Source organism: Cryobacterium sp. TMT4-31, assembly GCF_004403385.1.
GTDB classification, from domain to species: Bacteria; Actinomycetota; Actinomycetes; order Actinomycetales; family Microbacteriaceae; genus Cryobacterium; species Cryobacterium zongtaii.
In genome coordinates, this window is record NZ_SOGI01000040.1 from 14,425 (window position 1) to 28,651 (window position 14,227).

General features: G+C 70.1%; 13 protein-coding genes. 9 read left to right on the forward strand and 4 right to left on the reverse strand.

Annotation, left to right across the window (positions count from 1 at the left end):
- Positions 1-55 precede the first annotated feature (55 nt).
- Positions 56-1,540 (forward strand): SulP family inorganic anion transporter, encoded by a 1,485-nt coding sequence (locus E3T19_RS09335; protein WP_134408678.1) that lies wholly within the window; start codon positions 56-58, stop codon positions 1,538-1,540.
- Positions 1,541-1,696: 156 nt separating this feature from the next.
- Here the strand turns inward: E3T19_RS09335 and E3T19_RS09340 are convergent, their stop codons facing one another.
- Positions 1,697-2,974 (reverse strand): M18 family aminopeptidase, encoded by a 1,278-nt coding sequence (locus E3T19_RS09340; protein WP_103461635.1) that lies wholly within the window; start codon positions 2,972-2,974, stop codon positions 1,697-1,699.
- Positions 2,975-3,049: 75 nt separating this feature from the next.
- Between E3T19_RS09340 and E3T19_RS09345 the strand changes: the two genes are divergently transcribed.
- Genes E3T19_RS09345 through E3T19_RS09355 form a run of 3 tightly spaced genes read left to right on the forward strand, consistent with a single transcriptional unit; the run spans position 3,050 to position 8,255 of the window.
- The gene (locus E3T19_RS09345; RefSeq protein WP_174776286.1) at positions 3,050-5,632 is read left to right on the forward strand and encodes a glycoside hydrolase family 65 protein; all 2,583 of its coding nucleotides are present in this window, start codon (positions 3,050-3,052) and stop codon (positions 5,630-5,632) included.
- 32 nt (positions 5,633-5,664) lie between these two features.
- Positions 5,665-6,144, forward strand: a complete 480-nt coding sequence (locus E3T19_RS09350) for a PPOX class F420-dependent oxidoreductase (protein WP_134408680.1) — start codon at positions 5,665-5,667, stop codon at positions 6,142-6,144.
- The gene (locus E3T19_RS09355) at positions 6,141-8,255 is read left to right on the forward strand and encodes a RecQ family ATP-dependent DNA helicase (protein WP_194087745.1); all 2,115 of its coding nucleotides are present in this window, start codon (positions 6,141-6,143) and stop codon (positions 8,253-8,255) included. The genes E3T19_RS09350 and E3T19_RS09355 overlap by 4 nt, the downstream gene beginning before the upstream one ends.
- A 5-nt stretch (positions 8,256-8,260) precedes the next feature.
- Here the strand turns inward: E3T19_RS09355 and E3T19_RS09360 are convergent, their stop codons facing one another.
- The gene (locus E3T19_RS09360; protein WP_134408682.1) at positions 8,261-9,271 is read right to left on the reverse strand and encodes an ADP-ribosylglycohydrolase family protein; all 1,011 of its coding nucleotides are present in this window, start codon (positions 9,269-9,271) and stop codon (positions 8,261-8,263) included.
- Between the two features lie 193 nt (positions 9,272-9,464).
- Between E3T19_RS09360 and E3T19_RS09365 the strand changes: the two genes are divergently transcribed.
- From E3T19_RS09365 to E3T19_RS09385, 5 genes are read left to right on the forward strand one after another with little or no spacing between them, the layout of a single operon-like run.
- Complete coding sequence (locus E3T19_RS09365) at positions 9,465-10,286, forward strand: amino acid ABC transporter substrate-binding protein (RefSeq protein WP_088456790.1); 822 nt, start codon at positions 9,465-9,467, stop codon at positions 10,284-10,286.
- Positions 10,283-10,951 (forward strand): amino acid ABC transporter permease, encoded by a 669-nt coding sequence (locus tag E3T19_RS09370; protein WP_088456791.1) that lies wholly within the window; start codon positions 10,283-10,285, stop codon positions 10,949-10,951. Before E3T19_RS09365 ends, E3T19_RS09370 begins: the two co-directional genes overlap by 4 nt.
- Positions 10,938-11,744, forward strand: a complete 807-nt coding sequence (locus tag E3T19_RS09375; RefSeq protein WP_134408683.1) for an amino acid ABC transporter ATP-binding protein — start codon at positions 10,938-10,940, stop codon at positions 11,742-11,744. The genes E3T19_RS09370 and E3T19_RS09375 overlap by 14 nt, the downstream gene beginning before the upstream one ends.
- 40 nt (positions 11,745-11,784) lie before the next feature.
- Positions 11,785-12,480: a Pr6Pr family membrane protein gene (locus E3T19_RS09380; protein ID WP_133159786.1), complete on the forward strand. Its 696-nt coding sequence runs from the start codon at positions 11,785-11,787 to the stop codon at positions 12,478-12,480.
- Positions 12,481-12,519: 39 nt separating this feature from the next.
- Positions 12,520-12,903, forward strand: coding sequence for a hypothetical protein (locus E3T19_RS09385; RefSeq protein ID WP_103461639.1), 384 nt, complete (start codon positions 12,520-12,522; stop codon positions 12,901-12,903).
- Positions 12,904-12,907: 4 nt separating this feature from the next.
- On the opposite strand, the gene E3T19_RS09390 is transcribed toward E3T19_RS09385, so the two are convergent.
- On the reverse strand, positions 12,908-13,285 hold the full coding sequence (locus E3T19_RS09390; RefSeq protein ID WP_088458080.1) for a DUF2834 domain-containing protein: 378 nt from the start codon (positions 13,283-13,285) through the stop codon (positions 12,908-12,910).
- A 38-nt stretch (positions 13,286-13,323) separates the two neighbouring features.
- Positions 13,324-14,227: SbcC/MukB-like Walker B domain-containing protein (locus E3T19_RS19220; RefSeq protein ID WP_304993453.1), on the reverse strand; the 904-nt coding region annotated here is incomplete at its 5' end.

The following is a 14,227-nucleotide window of genomic DNA, read 5'->3' on the forward strand; positions in this document are numbered from 1 at the left end:
TCTATACCTGGGAGCTGCGGCGCGATCACAGTTACACCGCGATTACAGTTGCACAGTGTCCCAACGCCCCGCCATCCCCATCCCGCCGACAGTGCGCGCCACCCTACGTCGGCCGAAGGCCCTCAGCGTCGAGGTGCTCGCCGGAGTGGTCACCACCCTGGCGCTGATCCCCGAGGTGATCTCGTTCTCGATCATCGCCGGTGTCGACCCGAAGGTGAGCCTGATCGCCTCGGTGGTTCTGGCCATCTCGATGTCGTTCCTCGGCGGCCGCTCCGCCATGATCACCGCAGCCGCGGGCGCCGTGGCCCTGGTGGTGGCGCCGCTCGTGAAGGACCACGGGGAGGAATACCTGCTGCCCGCGGTGTTGTTGGCCGGGATCGTGCAGATCCTCTTCGGTGTCACGGGCCTGGCCCGGCTGATGCGGTTCATCCCGCGGTCGGTGATGATCGGCTTCGTCAACGCGCTGGGCATCCTGATCTTCGTCGCCCAGGTGCCGCACCTTCTGGATGTTCCGTGGCTGGTCTACCCGCTGTTCGCCCTCACCATCCTCATCGTGCTCGGGCTGCCCCGATTCACCAGGGTGGTGCCCGCCCCGCTGGTGGCCATCGTGGTGGTCACCGCGATCGCCATGACCTGGCACCTGGCCGTGCCCACCGTCGGCGACCAGGGCGACGTGTCCGGCGGCCTGCCCGGCATCACCCCGCTGCTCGTACCGCTGAACCTGGAGACCCTGCAGATCATCTGGCCCACCGCGCTGAGCGTGGCCTTCGTGGGGCTCGTGGAGACACTGCTCACCGCCAAGCTCGTCGACGACATCACCGACACCCGCTCCCCCAAGGGCCGCGAGGCGTGGGCGCTGGGGATCGCGAACATGCTCGCGGGCCTCTACGGCGGCATCGCCGGCTGCGCGATGATCGGCCAGACCGTCGTGAACGTGAAGCTCGGCCGGGCCCGCACCCGCATCTCCACCTTCGTGGCCGGGGCCTTCCTGCTGTTGCTGGTCACCGCGCTCAGCGGCCTGATGGAGCAGATCCCCATGGTGGCCCTGGCCGCCGTGATGATGGTCGTGGCCATCACCACCGTCAACTGGCACAGTGTGCGTCCGGGCACGCTGCGCCGGATGCCCGTGCCCGAGACCGTCGTGATGCTCACCACGGTCGCCGTGGTCGTGGCCACCCACAACCTGGCCATCGGCATCGGCGCCGGCGTCGTGCTGGCCATGGTGCTGTTCGCGCGGCGGGTGGCGCACGTGGTGCGTGTGGACCGGGTGCTCGCCGACGACGGCCAGTCGGTGCGCTACGCGGTGAGCGGACCGCTGTTCTTCGGCAGCAGCAACGACCTCGTCGAGCAGTTCTCCTACGGGGTCGACCCCGCCGTCATCGACGTGGACCTGTCCCAAGCGCAGATCTGGGATGCGTCCACCGTCGCGGTGCTCGACTCCGTCGAAACGAAGTACCGCCAGCACGGCGCCACGGTCACCTTCCACGGCCTGGACGAGCGTAGCCGGGCAATGCACGGGCGACTCACCGGGCAGTTGTAGCCCGGCCAGGGTGCCGCCACCCGCTCGTGGCATGTGACGTGCGCGGCGGCACGTGTTGTGCGTCGCGGCACACGTTGTGCGCGGCGGCACATGTTCTAGCGCGTGCCGCCGGAACTAAGGTGTGCCGCGGGAGCCAACGCGTGCCGCGAGCCGCCCCTACGCCCCGGCGAAGAACGCGCCGATCGCGGCGGACAGCGAGAACGGGTCGTTCACATGGGCAAGCTCCCGCGCCGAGTGCATCGACAGCAGCGGGATGCCCACGTCCACGGTGCGGATGCCCAGCCGGGTGGCCGTGAGCGGCCCGATCGTGGAGCCGCAGGGCACCGTGTTGTTCGACACGAACTCCTGAAACGGCACGCCGGCAGCGGCACTGCAGCGCGCCCAGAGGGCCGCACCGGCCGCATCCGTCGCGTAGCGCTGGTTACCGTTGATCTTGAGCAGCGGGCCCCGGCCGGCCAACGGCACGTTGGCCGGGTCGTGCCGCTCCGGGTAGTTCGGGTGCACGGAATGGCCGGCGTCGGCCGAGACGCACCAGGAGTCGGCGTAGGCGCGCTTCCGCTCCGACATCGTGGCACCGAGGTCATCGCCGATGCGGCTGAGGATGTCGTCGAGCATCGGCCCGCTCGCCCCCGACCTGGACTGCGACCCCAGCTCCTCGTGGTCGAACGCGGCGAGCACGTTGATGGTCTCCTCGCTGCCCGAGGACCGGATCAGCGCCACCAGGCCGGCGTGCACCGAGGAAAGGTTGTCCATCCGGCCCGCGGCGAAGAGCTCGTTGTGCAGGCCGAACCGGGCCGGCGGGTTGGTGTCGGCGGTGAGGATGTCGTAGCCGGCGACGTCCTCAGGCGCCACCCCGGCGAGCGCGGCCAGATGCCCGACCAGGTCGGCCTGGCGGAGGTCACCCACCCCGAACACCGGGTTGAGGTGCCGCTGCCGGTCGAGGCTGAGAGCCTCGTTGGCGGTGCGGTCCAGGTGCACGGCCAGCTGCGGGATGCGCAGGAACGGGCCGGTGCGCACCAGGTGCGCCACCCCGTCGGTGCTGACCAGCCGGCCGGCGAGCTCGAGCTCACGGTCGAGCCAGGAGTTGGCCAGCGGACCGCCGTACACCTCGACGCCGGCCTGCAGCCAGCCGTAGGACCCGGTGGTGGGCTTGGGCTTGAGCTTGAAGCCCGGTGAGTCGGTGTGCGACCCGAGGATCCGGAACGGAGTTGTCGGCGTGGCCCCGGCCGGTTGCACCCACGCGACGATGGCGCCGTCCCGCACGACGTAGAAGCGGCCGGCGCTCGTGCCGGCCGTCCAGTCATCCGCCTCGTCGCGGCGCTCGAATCCGGCGTCGTCGAGCCGCCGGGCGGCCTCGGCTGCCGCGTGGTACGACGACGGCGACGCGGTGATGAAGCTGGCGAAGTCGTCGATGTATGCCGAGAGTGAAGTCATGACTCCATCCAACCACCCGCACCTCGACAAGCGCGGCCAGCGGTGCGACTCTCGGGACCAGACGAGGAGGCCACCGTGACCGAGACCGAGGACGAGAACGACAACCCGGTCGACCCGTGGCTGCTGCGCTTCGACGGGTTCGACCCGGAGGCGGAGGGCTACCGCGAGGCGCTGTGCACCCTCGGAAACGGCTACTGGGGCACCCGCGGCGCCGCTCCGGAGGCGCGCACGGATGCCGTGCACTACCCGGGCACCTACCTCGCCGGGGTCTACAACCCGTTGAGCACCGAGGTACACGTGGGCGAAGCCATCGGCGAGACCGTGGCCGCCGGCGAGCCCGGTATCCGCACCCCGTTCGAGCCCTCGCCCGGCGCGCCGACGGCGGGGGTTCCCGGTGAGCACGTGCGCGACGACGAACACCTGGTGAACGCCCCCAACTGGCTCTCCCTCTGGTTCCGCACCGGCGGCGGCAGCAGCAGTGTGGGCGACTTCACCGCCCCCGACACCGGCTGGTTCCATCCGGAGACCGCGGACCTGCTCGACTACAACCAGGAACTCGACCTGCGCCGTGGTCTGCTCACCCGGCTGATGCGGTTCCGTGACGCGCGCGGCCGTGTCACCCGGGTGCAGAGCCGGCGGTTCGTGTCCCAGGCGTCGCCTCACGTTGCGGTGCTCGAGACCACCTTCGTCGCCGAGGACTGGTCGGGGCCGCTGACCGTGCGTTCGGCCATCGATGGCCGGGTGGCCAACCGCAACGTGGCCACCGACAGACTGCTCGCCCACCTGCACCTGATGCCTCGCACCACGCGGGAGCTGAGGGGGGACGCGGTGCTGCTCGAGGTGGAGACCACCCGGTCGGGCATCCACATCGCCATGGCCGCCCGCACCCGCGCCTATTCCGGCGACACCCTGCTCGAACCCGAGAGACGATTTCTCACCGACTCCAGCCGCTGGGTCGCCCACGAGTTCGACCTCACCCTCGAGAGGGGCGTCCCCCTCCGGGTTGAGAAGGTCGTCGTCGTGAGCACCTCCAGGGACCGTGCGATCCTCTCCCCCTCGATGGCGGTGGCCACCTGGCTCGGCCGGCTTCCGGAGACCGCCGAGCTCCTCGCCGCGCACGAGCGGGAATGGGAGATTCTCTGGGACGAATTCGCGGTGCACCTGCACGATGGTTCGCGGCAGTCGCTCGCGCTCAACGTCAACACCTTCCACGTTCTGCAAACCGTGGCCGCTGTGGATGCCGACCTCGACGCCGGTGTGCCCGCCCGCGGACTGCACGGTGAGGGGTACCGCGGCCACGTCTTCTGGGATGAGATGTTCGTCTACCCGGTGCTCACCCTGCGCCGGCCCGACCTCAGCCGCATCCTGCTGGGCTACCGGTACCGTCGGTTGGGCGAAGCCAGGGCCGCCGCGACTGCCGCCGGCCACGAGGGCGCCAGGTTTCCCTGGCAGAGCGGCATCGATGGCCGCGAGGTCACCCCCACCGAGCTCTTCAACCCGCGCACCAACCGGTGGATGCCGGACCACTCGGGCCTGCAGCACCACGTGGGCCTGGCGATCGCCTACAGCGTGTGGGGCTACTACCAGGCCACCGGAGATGTCGAGTACCTGATCGAGCAGGGCGCCGAGCTGCTGCTGGAGATCGCCAGGTTCTTCGCGTCCCTCACCGACTACGATGACGTGTTCGACAGGTTCGACATCGGCGGGACGATGGGGCCCGACGAGTTCCACGACGGGCTCCCCGGCCACCCCGGCGGGGGTGTGCGCACCAACGCGTACACCAATGTGATGGTCGCCTGGCTGATGCGTCGCGCCGTCGACACCGTCGCCGTGCTCGAGGGCCGGGCCTGCCGGCCGTTGTGGAACCGGCTGCGGCTCGGGCCCGACGAGGTGGACACCTGGGAAAGGATCGGCCGGCGCCTGCGGCTGGCCTTCCATGCCGACGGGGTGATCAGCCAATTCGACGGGTACGAGGCCCTGCCCGAGCTGGACTGGGCGCACTACCGGGACACCTACGGCAGCACTGACCGTTCGTTGGGCCGCCTGGACCTGATCCTCAATGCCGAGGGTGACAGCAGCAACAACTACAGGGTCGCCAAGCAGGCCGACGTACTGATGCTGCTCTACCTGTTCTCGGCCGAGGAGCTGCGCGACCTGGTCGAGGAGCTGGGCTACTCGCTCTCCCCCGACCAGATCCGGCGCACGGTCGAGTTCTATCGCACCAGGTCGACGCACGGCTCGACGCTGAGCAATGTGGTGCATTCCTGGGTGGATGCCCGCGCCGACCGCGAACGCTCCTGGGACTCGCTCTGCCGGGCGCTGACCAGCGACCTCGACAACGGCCGGGGCGGCACCACCCACGAGGGCATCCACCTGGGCGCGATGGCGGGGTCCGTCGACATGGTCGTGCGCTGCTACACCGGCCTGGAGATCCGCGACGACATGCTCTGGCTGCACCCCGTGCTGCCGGCCCGGCTCGAGAAGATCGCCTTCAGCATCAACTACCGAGACCAATCGGTGCACGTCGAGGTCACGCCGACCACCCTCAGGCTTCAGCTGCCCAGCGGCGGGGCCACGCCCATCCGGGTGCGCGTCGAGGGGCGGGAGGCGCAGCTGTATCCGGGGCAGACTCACGATTTTGTACTCGGCACGGCGTGAAGCGTGTCAGGGGGTCCCGTTAGCCTGAGGGAATGGCCAGAAACGTCGCAACCAGCACCACCGTCTCCCTGCCCGACCTGCTCGATTTTGTGCGGCCGCGGCACCGGATGCTGCTCGCCACCACCCGCAGCGACGGCCGGCCGCAGATGTCGCCGGTCTCCGGCGGCGTCGACGATGCGGGCCGCCTGGTGATCTCCTCCTACCCGTCGCGGGCAAAGACCCGAAACGCCGAACGCGACCCGCAGACGTCGGTGCTCGTGCTCTCGGACGAGTGGGACGGCGCCTGGGTGCAGGTCGACGGCACCGCCGAGATCCTGCACATGCCGGCCGCCGGCGACGGACTGGTCGATTACTACCGCTGCATCGCCGGCGAACACCCGAACTGGGTGGAGTACCGCCGGGCCATGGCCCTGCAGAACAAGTCCTTGATCCGGATCACGCCCACCCGGTGGAGCCCGATCGCGACCGGCGGGTTCCCCGCCGATGTGGCCGCCAGGCTCGACGCGCTGTGACGCCGAATACCCGCGAGGCCGCCCTCGAGATCCTGCGCACCCTGGTGGGCCGGCCCGACGCCGACTTCCACGAGGGCCAGTATGAGGCCATCGAAACCCTCGTCGACCAGCGCCGCCGGGCCCTCGTGGTGCAGCGCACCGGCTGGGGCAAGTCGGCGGTCTACTTCGTCGCGACCCTGCTGCTGCGCCGCCAGGGTGCCGGCCCCACCATCCTGGTGTCCCCGCTGCTGGCCCTGATGCGTGACCAGGTGGCCGCCGCTGCCCGCGCCGGCGTGCGGGCCGTGTCGATCAACTCTGCCAACGCCCACGAGTGGACCGACGTGCTCGCTGCGCTCCGCGCGGACGAGGTCGACGTTCTGCTGGTCTCCCCCGAACGCCTGAACAACCCGTCCTTCCGCGACGAGCAGCTGCCCGCGCTGCTCGAGCGGGTGGGGCTGCTCGTGGTCGACGAGGCGCACTGCATCTCGGACTGGGGCCACGACTTCCGGCCGGACTACCGGCGCCTGCGGGACCTGATCGCGGCGATGCCGGCCGGGGTGCCGGTGCTGGCCACCACGGCCACGGCCAACAGCCGGGTGGTGACGGATGTGGCGGAGCAGGTAGCGGTCGGGGGCAGTGACGTCGTCACCATCCGCGGCCCCCTCGCCCGCGCGTCACTGCGCCTGGGCGTGTTGCGCCTGCCGGACTCCCGCGCCCGGTTGGCCTGGCTGCTCAGCCACCTCGCCGAGTTGCCCGGCAGTGGCATCATCTACACCCTCACGGTCTCGGCCGCCGAGGACACCGCCCGGCTGCTGCGGGATGCCGGCCACGCCGTCCGTGCGTACACCGGCCAGACCGACACCACCGAACGCGAGGAGTCCGAGGGGCTGCTCAAGGCCAACCAGGTGAAGGCCCTCGTGGCCACCAGCGCCCTGGGCATGGGCTTCGACAAGCCCGACCTGGGCTTTGTGCTGCATCTCGGCGCCCCCAGCAGCCCGGTCGCCTACTACCAGCAGGTCGGCCGTGCCGGCCGTGCCACCGAGAATGCCGACGTGTTGCTGCTGCCGGGTGTCGAAGACGAGGCCATCTGGCAGTACTTCGCCACCTCGTCGATGCCCAGCCAGCACAAGGCCGAGGCCGTGCTGCAGGCGCTACACGCCAACGGTGGCGCCCCGCTGTCCACGCCCGCCCTGGAGTCCCGGGTCGACCTCCGGCGTTCCCCGCTGGAACTGCTGCTCAAGGTGCTCGACGTCGACGGCGCCGTGCGCCGGGTGACCGGCGGCTGGCTGGCCACCGGACAGCCCTGGGTCTACGACAGCGATCGCTACGAGCGCATCGGCGCGGCAAGGGTGGCCGAGCAGAACGCCATGCTCGACTACGAACGCATCGCCGGCTGCCGGATGGAGTTCCTCCAGCGCGCTCTCGACGACGACACCGCCGTGCCCTGCGGCCGCTGCGACAACTGCACGGCCCCCTGGTACCCCACCGACGTTCAGGCCGATGCGGCGAGCACCGCGGCCTCGGCCCTGGACCGGGTGGGCGTGGCCCTGGAACCCCGCGCCCAATGGCCCACCGGCGCCGACAGGCTCGGCGTGAGCGCCAAGGGCCGCATCGACGCCGGCGACAGGGTGCTGCCCGGTCGCGCTCTGGCCCGACTCACCGACCTGGGCTGGGGCAACACCCTGCGCGATACTTTCGCGCCCAACACCCCGGATGCGCCCGCCTCGCCGGCGCTGCTGGCCGCCTGCGTGCGGGTGCTCGCCGAGTGGGGCTGGGCCGAACGGCCCGTGGGGGTGGTGGCCATGCCGTCCCGCCGGCATCCGCTACTGGTGGCCTCGGTGGCCGCCGAACTCAGCCGGGTGGGGCGGCTGCCGCAACTGGGCACGCTGAGCCTGGTGGGCGCAGGGCCCACCGGCGAATCCGGCGGCAACAGCGCCTATCGGCTCTCCAGCGTCTGGGGTGCCTTCGAGGTCGGCCCGGAGCTGGCCGCCAACCTGGCCGGAGCCGACGGGCCGGTGCTGCTGGTCGACGACCTCGGCGACAGCCGGTGGACCCTCACCGTCGCCGGCCGGCTGCTCCGCCGCGCGGGCGCGCCGGGCGTGCTGCCGTTCACGCTGGCGCTGCGGTCGTAGCCGAGCTACTTCACGGCGTGGAGCCGAAAACTCTCCCGCTCGCCGGCCTCGTTAGTGTCCTGGCTGTGCGCGGCGAGCACCGACAGACGTACCAGGTCGGCTCCGCGCAGGCCGGGCCAGCCCTGCACCAGTCGGCGCCATTCGCTGGGCACCGCGGCCAGGCCCCACTGGGCGGCGAGCAGCGCACCGGCTATGCCGGCCACAGCGTCGGTGTTACCGCCGCCGCGCACGGCCGCCTCGATGCCCAGACGGTACTGGCCGGCATCCGCTGTCGCGCCGGGCTCGTCACGGGTGTGTACGATGGCCGACCAGGCACCCTGCACCGCCTGCACGACCCAGCCGTTGCGCGTGAAATCGCGGGGCTGGCGGCGCTCGGCGTGGTTGATGCGCGCCGACCAGAGTTCACGCCGGCCCGGCGACAGGGTGCCCAGACCCACCCGCAGGTCGAGTTCTCCGGTCAGGACGGTGTGGCGGATGGCCAGCCCCCAGAGCACGCAGGCGTCCCCGGCGTCGGTCTCGCAGTGGGTGAGCTCGCTCAGCCGGCGTGCGGCGTCGGCCAGGCCGTCGGGATCGTGCAGGAACGCCAAGGCCACCGGGGCGGTGCGGAGCAGGCAACCGTTGCCGGCGCTTCGGCCCACTCTGTCGTGCCGAGCGCGGGCGGCGGCTCGTACGGCGGCGGCCGTCCGGTCCGGTCCGGACAACGCGGCGTCGAGCTGGTTGCCGGCGTACGGCGCGGTGTCGGCCCAGTCCACCCACTCCGCGGTGATGAGGTCGAGAGTGGACTCCTGGCGCAGATCGAGTCCGTCGGCCACGGCGCGCGCCACCGGGACGGCCAGGGCCGTGTAGTCGGTCCACTCCCCTCGGGCCCAGGTCGTGCCGGCTCCGCCGCGCACCCCCACCACCGCGGTGGGCGGTAGCGGACCCGCGTAGGCGTATCCGGCACCGAGGGCATCCCCACAGGCCATGCCGAGCAAAACAGCGGCCGAACGATCGTGCTGAGCCGACGACAATTTCATGCGTACTCCTTCGGGTTGAGTGCGACGGCGGCAGCATATGCCGAAAGCCCCGGAGCCGACAGGTTCTCGAACGGGGGGGCACGGGAGTCGTCACAGCGTCATCCGGCGTCATCGGAATATTCAGAACCGGGCCGGGCTTGTTAACCTGGTACGTACGCCCGCATCTTGATCAGCACATTGGATGAACACATACATGAAGCGCCACCTCGTCTCCGCCACCGTCCTCACCATTGCCGCCGCGGTGGCCCTGACCGGGTGCAGCGCTTCCGCCGGTGATTCCGGCAGCGACGGCGCCGCGGCCGGCACCGACGAGTCGTTGAGTTCGGTCCTCGAATCCGGCACCCTGACCATCGGCACCGAGGGCACCTACCGGCCGTTCTCGTACCACGCCGACGGTTCCGGCGAGCTCACCGGTTATGACGTCGAGGTGGCCCGCGCCGTCGCCGACCAGCTGGGCGTTGAGGCCGAATTCGAAGAGACCCAGTGGGACGCGATCTTCGCCGGCCTCGAAGCCGGCCGTTTCGACACCATCGCCAACCAGGTGTCGATCACCCCGGAGCGCGTGGAGGCTTACACGTTCTCCACCCCGTACACCTACTCCACCGGCGTCATCGTGGTACCGGAGGACAACACCTCCATCGCGTCGTTCGCCGACCTGGCCGGCAAGACCACCGCCCAGTCGCTCACCAGCAACTGGTACACGCTGGCCACCGAGAGTGGCGCCACCGTGCAGTCCGTCGAGGGCTGGGCCCAGTCCGTCGCCCTCGTGGAGCAGGGCCGCGTCGACGCCACCGTCAACGACAAGCTGACCTACCTCGACTACAAGAAGCAGACCGGCGCCGCGGGCCTGAAGATCGCCGCGGAAACCGAGGAGCGCTCCGAGAGTGCCTTCGCTTTCGCCCCCGAGGGCACCGCTCTGGCCGAGGCCGTGTCGGATGCCCTCGCCACGCTCAGCGAGGACGGTACCCTGGCCGCCATTTCCGACACCTACTTCGGAGCTGACGTCTCGCAGTGAGCGAGTCCACCTGGCAACTCCTGCTGGATTCGCTGTGGCCCCTGATCCACGGTGCCATCACCGGAACGATCCCGTTGGCCCTGGCGTCGTTCGCGATCGGACTCGTGCTGGCCCTGGGCCTGGCGTTGATGCGTCTGTCGAAGCGCCGGTGGCTGTCCTCGATCGCACAGGTCTATATCTCCATCGTGCGTGGCACCCCGCTGCTGGTGCAGTTGTTCGTGATCTTCTACGGCCTGCCCTCGCTGGGCATCGTCATCGACCCGTGGCCCAGCGCCATCGTCGCGTTCTCGATCAACGTCGGCGGCTACGCAGCCGAGGTGATCCGAGCCGCCATCCTCTCGGTGCCCAAGGGCCAGTGGGAGGCCGCGTACATGATCGGCATGTCGCACCGGCGTGCCCTCACCCGCATCATCCTGCCGCAGGCGGCCCGGGTGTCCGTGCCGCCGCTCTCCAACACCTTCATCAGCCTGGTCAAGGACACCTCCCTGGCCTCGCTGATCCTGGTCACCGAGCTGTTCCGCGAGGCCCAGCAGGTGGCGGCCTTCAGCCAGCAGTTCATGGCCCTGTACCTCGAGGCCGCCCTGCTCTACTGGGTCATCTGCCTGGTGCTCTCCAGCGGCCAGGGCGTGCTTGAAAAGCGATTGGACCGCTATGTCGCCCACTGACCAGAAGCTGCTCACGGTTCGAGGCCTGCAGAAGAGCTTCGGGGACAACCAGGTCCTGAAATCCATCGACCTCACCGTCGCGCGCGGCGAGGTGCTCGCGCTGATCGGGCCGTCAGGCTCGGGCAAGACCACCGTGCTCCGCTGCCTGAACGGCCTGGAGATCTCCGACGGCGGCACCATCGAGATCATCGGAGCGGATGACGCGACTCACGCACCCGTGACCATCGACTTCGCCGCTGCCCACGGATCCCGCGCCGGCGTTCCGAAGAAGACCCTCGGCACATTGCGGGACCGCTCGGCGATGGTCTTTCAGCACTACAACCTCTTTCCGCACAAGACCGTGCTCGAAAATGTGATGGAAGGACCCGTCGTCGTGCAGCGGCGCCCCCGCGCCGAGGTCGAGACCGAGGCCCTGGCGCTGCTGGAGAGGGTCGGCCTCGGTGAGAAGCGCGACAGCTACCCGTTCGAACTGTCCGGTGGGCAACAGCAGCGGGTAGGCATCGTCCGGGCCCTGGCCCTCCGACCTACCCTGCTGCTCTTTGACGAGCCGACCAGTGCCCTGGACCCCGAGCTTGTCGGCGACGTGCTGCGCCTGATCAAGGAGCTCGCCGCCGAGGGCTGGACGATGGTGATCGTCACCCACGAACTCGAATTCGCCCGGGAGGTGGCCACCGAGGTGGCTTTCGTCGACGGCGGCACCATCGTGGAGCACGGCGATCCGAAGGAGATGCTGCGGAACCCCCAGCACGAGCGCACCCGCCAGTTCCTGCACCGGCTGCTGTTCCCCTTCTGATCTGCACGTGCATTTTTGGGCCCTGCACTAACCTGATCAGGTGAATTCCGCTGCTGTGCCCGCCGGGCTCGACGACTCCCCGACCCCTTTCCGACGCGCTGTGGGGGTGCTGCGCATCTTGCTCGCCGCGCTCGTGCTGGCCGCTATCGTGACCCAGATCACCGACCAACTCCTGAACGACGCGTTCGACCCTGCCGCGTACTTCGGTTTCTTCACGATTCAGTCCAGCCTGATGAACGTGGTGGTGCTCTTCGTCGGCGGTGTTCTCGCGCTGCGCCTGGCTGCCGAACCCGAGCTGCTGGCGCGGGTGCGGATGTCGACGCTCGCGTACGCCGTGATCACCGGGGTGGTCTACAACCTTTTGCTGCGCAACCAGCCCGCCGACGGCACCTTCGAGGGGCTCACCTGGCCCAACGAGGTCCTGCACGTGTGGGCGCCGGCCCTGATCCTGCTCGACTGGCTGCTGGCACCGGGCCGCCCGGCGCTGGCCTGGAAGCGGATCTGGTTCGCGCTGATCTACCCGCTGGTGTGGCTGGCCTATGCGTTGTTGCGCGGCACGTTCACCGACTGGTGGACCTACCCGTTCCTCAACCCCGACGAGCCGGGTGGCTGGCCGTCGGTGTTCCTCTACGTCCTGGTGATCGCCGTCGTCATCGCGGGCATCTCGGCCATCGCGATCGGGCTGAGCCGGCTGGGTCGGCGCACCTCGCCGGATCTGGAGCCGGGATTGGCCTGAGCGTCACCTGCCGTTCACCTCGGCGACGGAGACTGCAGCATGACTAATCCCGTCACGCAGCGAGTACAGGACTACACCGACCTGGTCGCCCATGGCGGCCGTGAGCTGACCGATGCCGTGGCCGTTCTCGCTGCGGGCGACGGGCCGCTCGTGGCGCACGGCCCCGGCGGTGAACATCCGGCCGGCCTGGTTCTCGCGTTGACCCTGCTCGCCGCGGGACTGCCGCACGACGAGGCCGTGGCCGCCGCGCTGCTCGCCGAGCCGCAGCCGGACGCCCTGCGGGCTGCCCTGGCCACCATCGACGCTCTCGGCGGTGCCGAACCGTACCTACTCCGGCACGGACTGACCGTGTCGCACTTCCACGCCCTGCGGGAACGGTTCGCGGGTGACGACGCCGGCCTCGCGGCCGGCGATGTGAGCTGAAGGCTCAGGTCGTCATCACCAGCCGGCGCTGCCGCATGGCCAGGAACAACGGGAACGTGAACGCGAACGCCGTGATCAACCCGAATACGACGTAGGCCCAGCCTGCGCGCATGCCGAGCCGGCGGGCCTCCACGATGATGAAGACGCTGCCGGCGATCGCCGCCACGAGCAGGTCGGTGGTCAGCGACGACACCGCCGGTCCGCTCATGGTCCAGTCGCCGATGAAGTCGCTGGCCTGCATGATCGCCTGGATGTTCCAGGTCCAGGTGCCGATCAGTCCCACGATGGCCAGGGCCAGGTAGACGAACGTCAGGGTCGTCCAGCCCGCGGCGGCGGACGAGGAGGCGGGTTGCGCGGCGGGCTCGGAAGGGGTGCGGCTCATGAACACAGTGTGCCGCGATCCGCTCGATCGCGGCGTGCCTACGGGATTATTTCGCTGTAGCCCTGCGCGGTCACCCTGATCGCGAGCTTCGCCGGGATCTGCTCCTTCATCGACTCGACGTGGCTGATCAGGCCGATGGTGCGGCCGCCGGCCCGCAGGCTGTCGAGGGTACTCATGGCCGTCTCGAGGGTCTCGGCGTCCAGCGACCCGAATCCCTCGTCCACGAAGAGGGTGTCCAGCGCGATGCCGCCGGCCTGGTTGGAGACCACCTCGGCGAGCCCGAGTGCCAGGGCGAGCGACGCGAGGAAGGTCTCGCCGCCGGACAGCGAGTGAGTCGCCCGGGCCCGGCCGGTGTGCTCGTCCCGGATCGCCAGCCCGAGTCCGGCCTGGCTGCCACGGTATTGCAGTGCGTCGTCGTGTTCGAGCGCGTACCGGCCGCCGGTCATGGTGCGCAGCCGGTTGTTCGCCGCGGCGATGATCTCCTCGAGCTGCGCGGCCAGCACGTAGGTCTCCAGCTTCATGCGCTTGGTGTTCGGGTCGTCGCCGTGCACCACGGCGGCGAGCTGACGCACCTGGGCCTGGGTGGTGAGCAGGTCCGCGGCGAGGGCGAACCGGGCCCGGGCATCCCCCACCAGGGCGGTGAGCGCGGTGGCACGTTCACGCAGCGATTCCCGGCGGGCTAGGGCGTCGTCGCGGGCGGCGCCGGCGGCCTGAAGGGCGAGCCGGGTCGGGTCGAGGTCGATGGGGTTCTCGGGCAGCCCGGCCAGGTCGGCCTCGGCCAGCACCCCGCGGGCGCCGGCGAGGTCGTCGTCGTAGGCGCGGATGGCGGCCTGACCAGCCTGCATCTCGGCCGGGCTGAGCCGGGCGAGTCCGGCGGCGGCCTCGTCGGCGAAGCCCTCCTCGTGCAGCTGCGCCGCCAGCGCCTCGGTGCGTGCCTCGGCC